Consider the following 5,705-nt stretch of genomic DNA (forward strand, 5'->3'; position numbering starts at 1 on the left):
TCTCGCTCGGCTCGACGCGGACCCAGTGGTAGCCGCGCTCGCGATAGGCCGCCTCGACCTGCAGCGCGCTCGCCTCCTGCTCGACCTCGTCGGCCGAGCCGCTCGTCTCGAAGGTGAGCCGCGATCGAAGCGCGGACGGCGAGACCGCCTGGCGCCCCTCGAACTCCACCCGGAAGCGAGGGCCGGCGGCCACCTGGATGTCGAGGTTCACGCGGTTGGTGCCCGGCTGCCAGTCGGGCTTGCCCGCGGTCAAGCGGCCCGTGAAGTACCCTTCGTGGCGCAGCCGCTCCTCGGCGGCGCGCACGCGGTCCCGCACCAGCGACTCGCGGTAGGCCTTGCCCTCGCGGAGATCGAGCGCCTTGCGCAGCTGGTCGACGGGCAGCCCCGTCTCGCCCAGCAGGCGCACCTCGCCGATCTTCGCCTGCTCGCCTCCGTTCAGGATGACGGTCACGTCGCGATCGCCGGTGCCCGGCACCGGCTCCGCGCGGACCTGGGCCCGGGCGGCGAGGTAGCCGTTCTCGTGGTAGCGGGCCAGGACGTCGCGCTCGGCGCGGGCCAGCCGCTCCGGGCTCGCTTCCTCTCCCACCGCGAGGGCCGCGACCGCGGCCACCTCGGCCAGGTCGAGCCCCGGCTCCCCCTCCCACGAGATCTTCCGGATGAGCGGGCGCGTGGTGAACACGAAGCGCAGGACGATGCCGTCGGGCTTCGGGACCTCGTCCACGCGGATGGCCGAGAACAGGCCGAGTCCCCACAGGCGATCGAGGCTGGCGCGCACTGCGTCGCGGGCCAGCGGCTTGCCGCGCAGCTCGCCGATGGCCGCGCGCACGCGGTCGTCGGGCAACGGCGTGATCGAGGAGGTCTCGACCGCGCTGACCAGGGGAGGCGCGGCGCGCCCGGGAGCCGCGAGCGCGGAGAGGAGCATCAGCGTGGCCAGGGCGGCCCACGCGCGGCCGCCGCTCACGTCACCGGGCTCATCGGAAGCGGAAGCGGAGCACGACGTCGGCGCCGTAGCCGTACTCGCGGTCGTATTCGCCGGAGAGGTACAGCGGGGCCAGGAGCTGGTACTCGATGTGCACCTTCTCGCTGCGGCCGCCCGGCGAGTTTCGCGAGGGCCCGACCGCCGGCGACCGCTGCTGGTCCTCTCCCGGGAAGCCGTGCACTTCGCTGGCGCCGTCCGACGAGGAGCTGGTGCTGATGCGCAGGCCACTCACGCTGGGCTCGACACCCAGCACGTTCTGGGCGAGCATGCGGCCGGCCTCGCCCAGCAGCACGGTGGCGGGCGAGTCGCGCAGGGCGGCGCCGGTCGCGCCGAAGGCGACCAGGGACAGCAGGTCGTTCTGGGAGAGTCGGGGCGTCGAGCTGAACCGCACCTCGATGTTGGACACCGGGCCGGTGACCTGCATGGTCACGTCGTATTCGGCGATGCGCGAGGTGGCGAGCACCTCGAGGTAGGGATCCAGGCGGCGCGGATCGGCGAAGCGCACGATCGCGCTGGTCACCGTCCAGTCGCGTCCCCGGAATTTGATGCGCCCGTCCCGGCTCTCCACCGCGCCGAAGAGGATCGGCCGCACGGTGGTGCCCTCCACGTTCAGCACACCCCCCGCGCGAAGATCCGCGGTGCGGCTGCGCACGACCAGGTTGTCGTCGAGGTCCACGCGCACGCGCAGCCGCATCGGCGTGGTCGGGTCGACGGTGGCGGCGTGCGCGGGCGCCAGCACGAGCGAGAGCACGGTCAGATCGCGCCGGAAGGCGCCGCGGGCCAGACGCGCCTTCCCGGTGAGCTGCGCCTCGCGCGTGAAGCCGCTCAGCTCGAGATCGGCGTCCCACGCGCTGGAGAAGCCCTCGATCTGGCCGAGCGCCACGTCCTTGGCCTGCACCTGGAAGCGGTATCCGCCGGGCTGCCAGCCTTGCAGCGCCAGCGCGCCCTGCGCCTGCAGGCGGCCGCCGCCCATCGTCGCGGTCGCGTCCTTCAGCTGCACCCCCTGGGTGGACAGGGCGAGGCGCGCTTCGATGTCGCGCAGGGTTTCCGGCCGATCGCGCAGCACGAGACTGCCGCGGTGGATCGCCCCGTCGCCGACGAGCGTGGGCGCGGCGACCGCGCCCGATGCGCGCACCGTGAGATCGAGCGTGCCGCCCGCCTCCCGGATCTCGGGCCGCACCGCCGCCAGCATGGCCAGCGGCAGCTGAGCCACCGCGCGCCCGTCCAGCCGGCCATCGGCGCTCACCGTGCCGGCGCCCGAGACGAAGCCGGCTTTCTTGCCGGCGAGGCGGAACTCGGCGACGGCGAGCCCGCCCTGCGCCCAGCGCGCCTGGATCGGGCTCGTGCTCTCCCATGTGTCACCCGCCACGACGACGCGCAGCGGATCGATCGAGACGACGGCGTGGCCGTTTCCAGGGTCGGCGAGCGGCACCCGCGCCGTCCCGCGCGCCGACACGGTGCCCGCGAGGCCGCTGAGCGACGGGCCCAGCATTTGGCCGACCCGCGCCAGATCCACATCCGGCACCGTGACCTCGGCGTCGAGGGTGCCCGCCGCGTCCACGCGTCCGTGACCGCTCGCCAGGAGCCGCGGCTCGGGGAACGAGAGATCGGCGCGGAAGGCGCCGTTCTGCGCCGAGGCGTCGAGCTGCCCGCGGCCCAGCGTGACGTCGCCCACCGCGACGTCCTCCAGCACCGCGCGCGCGGTGCCGGTGAGGTCCGAGGCCGACGTCATCGTGGCGTCGACGGTGGCGCGCCCGGTGCCCCGCAGGGCGACGCCCGACGGGATCACCGCGAGCCGGGCCAGCGGCGCCGGCCCCAGCGTGGCCTGCGCGCGGCCGCCGCCCGCCCAGGCCCAGGTGGCGGTGCCGCGGGTGGGAATGCCGAGCGCATCGACGGAGAGATCGGTGACCTCGATGCGCGCGGGGTCCAGCGCGAACAGCGCCCGCAGCTGCCGCAGCGGCCCGGGCCCCATCTCCACCAGCGGCGAGGTGAGCGTGCCGGTCACGCGCCACCCCCGCGGCGTGCCCTCCGCGCGCGCGGTCAGGGCCAGCGCGCCGCGCCCCCGGGCCGCCGGCGGCAGCAGCGGCGAGACGTCCTCGAGCCGCGCCGCGGGCACGCGCAGCTCGGCGCGCAGCTGCGTCTGGCCGGCCAGCACCTCGGCGGTCAACGGTCCGGTCTGCGGCCACGTCACGCTGGCGTCGGCCGAGAGCCGGCTCTGGCCCAGTCGCGCCTGGCCGTTCTCGACGCGCAGGCTCGACCGGGTCACGCGCAGCGGTACGTCCACGTCGGTCACGGTGGCGCCCCGCACCTGGATCTGCGGCGCGCGCAGCGAGCCGGTCGCCTCGAGGGCGTCGGTGCGGCCGCGCCCCTCCAGGGTGAGCGTGGCGCCCCCGGCGAGGCCGTCGACGCCGAGCGCGGGCCCGAGGCGGGCCAGCTCGCCCTCGACGCGGGCGGTGAGCGCGACGGCGCCGTCGCCGCGCACGCGGCCGGAGGCGGCGGCGGTGAGCCCGGGCCACTGCGCGTCGAGGCGGCTCAGCTCCACGTCGCCGCCGTCGAGCCGCGCCTCGGCGCGCGCTTCACCGCGGCCGAGCGCTCCGAGGGCGCCCGGCAGCCGCGCGTTCACGAGCGCGATCGAGAGCGCGTGCGGATCGGGGCCGGCCAGCGCGCCGCTCGCGTCGAGCCGGCCGGCCGGGCCCTCGAGCCGGAAGCGCTCGACGATCACGCGCGGGCCCTCCCAGCGCAGCACCAGCGGGCCCGCGCTCGTCCACGGCTCGCCCAGCAGGTGCAGGGCGGCCGGCGTCACCCGCAGCACGCCGCGGCCGCTCGCCGGCCGGGCGAGCGGGATCGACGCCTCGCCGCGGGCCGACACGCGGCCCTCGACCTGATCGGCCGCGCCCGAGCCGATCTCCCGGAGCAGCGGCGGCAGCGCCAGGTCGTCGAGGACGAGCGTCGCGTTGATCGCGCCGCCGGCCTCGAGCCGGCCGCGGGCCGTCGCCCGCAGCCGCCGCGTCGGGAACGACAGCTCGCCGTCCAGCGCGCCGCCGCGCACGCGCACCTCGGCCTGGCCCGCGCCGAGCAACACGCCGGCCGCGCTCGTCTGGTCGAGCCGGGCGACCGCGGTCGCGGTGACGGCCCCGCGATCCACCGAGCCGTCCACGGTGGCGCGGCCGGTGCCGCCGAGCCGCAGGGCCGGCGGCACGCCCGCGATCGCGTGCAGCGGCACCGGCCCCAGCTCGGCGTGCCCGCGTCCCGATCCCGCCCACTCCCACACGCCGGTGGCCTCGATGGGGACCGCGGCTGCGCGGGCGCGCGCGCGGGTCACCTGCACGCGCTGGCCGTCGACGGCGAGGGCGGCAGCGAGGCTCTCCACCACGAGGTCGTCCCAGCGCAGGCGTGAGGACTGTACCGTGCCCTCCCAGCGCGAATCGGGTCCCGGCGACGGCGCGAAGCGGAATGTCGGGTCGGCGGCCTCCACGACGTGCCCGTCCGCGACGAGATCGGCGATGGTGACGCGGCCCTCGAGCGTCGGGGTCTGACCGTGTCCGGTCAGATCGGCGGTGGCGGTGGCCCGCCCGGTCAGCCGGCCGAGGCTCAGTGCCCGGCCCATCTCTCCGAGGCCGGCGGTGAGCTTGGCGTGCAGGGCCAGCGACGAGCCCGACGCGACGCGGCCACCCAGCGAGAGGCCGAGCCCTCTCCAGTCCGCCCGCGCGCGAGTGAGATCGAGGCCGCCGTCGCGCGTGCGGCCCTCGGCGCTCGCGGTGCCGGCGCCGAGACCGGCCAGGGCGCCGGGCAGCGCGATGTCGCGCAGGTCGAGCCGGAGATGCGTGTCGCCGCCATCCTGCGCGGTCGCCTCCAGGCGTCCGCGCAGGCGCGCCTCGCCCATGCGGGCCTGCAGATCGTCGACGCGCAACGTCTGGCCGGCCCACCGGCCGTCGAGGGCCAGCTGGATCTTGCCGTCGAGCGTCTGCTCGGAGCCGGCCAGGTGCGCGAGCGCGGTCAGCGCCAGGTCGCCGTCGAGACGCAGGACCACCTCGCGATCGGCCACCCACGGACGCCGCACCTCGCCGACCAGGCGCAGCGCCTCGCCGTGCCAGCGCCAGCCGACCTGGCGGAGGCGGATAACATCGGCGGCGAGACGGCCGTCGAGGGTGACGGCGTCGAACTGCTCGCGACGGCCGAGCGCGTCCACGCGGAGGACCCCGACGCGGCCGAAGACGTCGAGATCGCCCCCGGTCGGCCGCGCCGTGATGTCGGGATCCGCGATCTCGAGGACCATCGCGGGCTCCGGCAGGCGGATCACCACGTGGCCGCCGCTGATGGCGACGCGGCCGATGCCGATGCGCACCGGGCCCGCGTCAAACGACTCCGGCAACGGAAACGGCAGACCACCGCCGCCGCTCGTGGCGGGGACCGTGAAGTCGAGGCGCAGATTCCGGGCGACGGCGGACACGGTGAGCTGACGCCGCCACACGCTCGCGATGTCGAGGCTCACGTCGATGGCGGCGGCTCGCAGGCTCAGCCCGTCCGGCGAGGCGGCGCTCGGGGCGATCTCCAGATCCTCGAGCGTGATCCGGCCGAGCAGGGGACGAAGGCGCACCGCGCCGACGCGCGCCGGCTGTCCCAGCGCATCGGTCAGCAGGGCCGCGACGTGCTCGCGGGTGAACGTCGGTCCGTAGAGCCGCACGATCGCCCACGACGCCACGAACGCGACGGCCACCATGCCGAA

Annotated in this window: 2 protein-coding genes; both read right to left on the bottom strand. The window is 76.2% G+C overall.

Features of this window, described 5'->3' with window-relative positions; all coding sequences use genetic code 11:
* Positions 1–961 (bottom strand): POTRA domain-containing protein (locus tag VKN16_25885; GenBank protein HME97652.1); only part of this gene is annotated, 961 nt, incomplete at its 3' end.
* A gap of 10 nt (positions 962–971) precedes the next feature.
* On the bottom strand, positions 972–5,705 hold a 4,734-nt coding region (locus tag VKN16_25890; protein ID HME97653.1), incomplete at its 5' end, for a translocation/assembly module TamB domain-containing protein.

Source organism: Candidatus Methylomirabilota bacterium (assembly GCA_035315345.1).
GTDB lineage: Bacteria > Methylomirabilota > Methylomirabilia > Rokubacteriales > CSP1-6 > CAMLFJ01.